This is a genomic window from Pseudomonas sp. P5_A2_2, from assembly GCF_054177685.1.
On sequence record NZ_JBGCUL010001218.1, the window covers coordinates 1 to 1201 of the forward strand.

2 protein-coding genes and 1 pseudogene are annotated in these 1201 nt (G+C 60.0%); all 3 read right to left on the bottom strand.

Annotation, left to right across the window (positions count from 1 at the left end; genetic code table 11):
• Positions 1-190: pseudogene (locus ACXRVY_RS30230) on the bottom strand (spermidine/putrescine ABC transporter substrate-binding protein PotF); the annotation flags it as partial.
• Between the two features lie 71 nt (positions 191-261).
• Positions 262-603 (bottom strand): cupin domain-containing protein, encoded by a 342-nt coding sequence (locus ACXRVY_RS30235; protein ID WP_223458001.1) that lies wholly within the window; start codon positions 601-603, stop codon positions 262-264.
• A gap of 46 nt (positions 604-649) precedes the next feature.
• The coding region (locus tag ACXRVY_RS30240) for an FAD-dependent oxidoreductase (protein WP_458239103.1) at positions 650-1201 on the bottom strand (552 nt) is incomplete at its 5' end.

Sequence of the window (1201 nt, forward strand, 5' to 3'; positions counted from 1 at the left end):
GCTTGCCATCGAGGGTTTCGTTGCTGTCGTAGACGTCGTAGGTGAAGCCGATGCCGGTTTCTTTCTGGAAGTTTTTCGTGGTGTCCGGCGCGATATAGTCCGACCAGTTGTAAATCTTGACGGTGTCGGCTGCCTGGCTGATCGACGCAATCAGCATCAGCGGAGCGAGGGTCAGTGTCTTTCGGAGCATGAGTCGATTCCTGTAGGGGTTATTGTTGTTGGCAGGCAATCAAAGGATCAGCTTTCAAATTTCAAAAGCACTCAAAAAATCAGTACATAGGTCTTGCGCACGGTTTCCTGGATATCCCAGATGCCGAGGCTGTTGGCCGGCAACATCAATGCGTCACCGGCTTCCATGTGCAGCGGTTCACCGCCATCCGGGGTGAAGGTGCAGCGGCCCTTGATGAAGTGACAGAATTCCTGGGCGACGATCTGCCGCCGCCAGCGCCCGGGTGTGCATTCCCAGACGCCGGTCTCGACGCCGTCGTCGCGTTCGACGCTGGTGGTCGAAGCCACGGCCACGGGTGTACCCAGCGGCACGGCGACCGGATTGGACTCTTCCAGTTTCAGGGTTGCAGTGTTCTTGAATTGCGTGATGCTCATGGGAATACCTGTCGAAGTAGCCTTTTGATGAAAAGCGTGCCGTTTTTCAGTGCATGAAACCTTCCATGAAACCGGCAACCCCGCTGGCCAGCTTGCGCCGCCAGGGCGCGGTAGCCGGGTTGGCCAGGGTCTGGTCCTCATGGACAAAGCTGCGGATGATCGCGTTATAACCGAGCCAGCGGATGGGTTCGGGCTCCCAGGCCCTGAGCGCGTCGAGGCCGCGCTGCGCAATGACCCACGGCTGGCGCACCAGATCGGTGTCACGGCCCAGGATCAGGTCGGCCAGCGTCCGTCCTCCCAGGTTGCTGGCGCCAACACCCTCCCCGCCATAGCCACCGGACAAGGCAATGCCGTTGGCCTGGTCGCAGAGCATGTGCGGCTTGAAATGCCGGGACATGCCCAGGTTGCCGCCCCAGGAATGGGTGATCTGCACGTTCTTCAGCTGCGGGAACAGCTCACCGAACAGGTAGCGCCGCAGCTCTTTTTCATCCGTGGTCAGGTCGAAGTCGTGGCGCAGTTTGCCGGCAAACTGATAGCCGCCACGGGCGCCAAAGATCAATCGGTTGTCAGCGGTGCGCTGGCCGTAGGTCACCTGGCG

Bases quoted from the DNA above. Each gene is read 5' to 3' on its own strand.
- ACXRVY_RS30235 (WP_223458001.1), bottom strand. From the start codon at position 603: ATGAGCATCACGCAATTCAAGAACACTGCAACCCTGAAACTGGAAGAG.